The organism is Polynucleobacter sp. 39-46-10, from assembly GCF_002282275.1.
On sequence record NZ_NCJB01000511.1, the window covers coordinates 1 to 1,237 of the forward strand.

The 1,237-nt window shown below is 46.5% G+C and carries 1 protein-coding gene; it reads right to left on the reverse strand.

Going from position 1 to position 1,237, the window contains the following annotated elements; translation table 11 throughout:
- The coding region (locus B7X71_RS17275; protein ID WP_293601647.1) for a PIN domain-containing protein at nucleotides 1-1,142 on the reverse strand (1,142 nt) is incomplete at its 3' end.
- Nucleotides 1,143-1,237 lie beyond the last annotated feature (95 nt).

Consider the following 1,237-nt stretch of genomic DNA (forward strand, 5'->3'; position numbering starts at 1 on the left):
GTGCCTGGCAAAAAGCCAATATCTTCACCAACAGGAACGGTAGCGCGAGTAATGATAATTTCGTTATAGCGCTTGCTATCTAACACCTGTTCAAGGCCAGCAGCTAAAGCTAGCAAGGTTTTTCCGGTACCCGCTTGGCCAAGTAATGTAATGAAATCCACATCAGGATTCATTAGCAAGTTCATTGCGAAGTTTTGTTCGCGGTTGCGCGCGGTCACACTCCACACATTATTTTTCTGGTGTGAAAAATCTCTCAAAGTCTGAAGGAGGGCGGTCTTACCATTAATTTCTTTTACTTGCGCGTAAAAAGGTGTGGAGCCATCTGGATTTTCTTGATAGACAAACTCATTGACCAGCATGTTTGGAACTGAAGGGCCGGTGACGCGATAAAACATCGTGCCAGATTTGCCATCAGCCCAGCTTTCCATATCTTTGCCATGCTTGGGCCAGAAGTCTGCTGGCAAAGACATGACACCGGAATACATTAAATCTCGATCCTCTAGCACTTGATCGTTGAAGTAGTCTTCAGCAGGCAATCCTAGAGCACGCGCCTTAATACGCATATTGATATCTTTAGATACCAAAACTACCTCTTGACCTTTGCGTGTCTTTTGGAGTTCGCTCACAACAGCGAGGATGAGGTTGTCACCTTTACCCTCAGGCAGTCCTTCGGGTAATGATTCAGTGGTTAGCTTGGTTTGGAAAAAGAGGCGACCAGATACATCCTGATTACCTAATTTATTGAGTGGAATACCTTCATCTAATGTACCGCTGGTGCCGGCAACCAATTGATCTAATGAGCGGCTGACGGTACGGGCATTACGGGCAACCTCAGTCATCCCTTTCTTGTGGTTATCCAACTCCTCAAGTGTGGTCATTGGCAGGAAGAGGTCGTGTTCGGAGAAGCGGAACAGGGAGCTCGGGTCATGCATCAGTACATTGGTATCTAAAACAAATAGGCTAGGTGGACCAGTGCGAACAATGCGCTTTGGTTTTTCTGGGACGCTTGCCATTTTCCTGTCATCACGCTCATGACGTGGCGCAACTGGACTGCGATCACTTTTGATTTTCTCGAGGGCGACTTCAGCGGCAGATAAGTCCTCTTCTGCATCTGTTACCCAATCTGGAGCATGACTTTCCATCACAACAGTTTTTGCTGGTGCAGGACGCTTTTTTAAATTTGGAGTGTCTTTGCTACTAATTTTTACTTGGCCAGCAATTTGAGTTGGGATTGGGG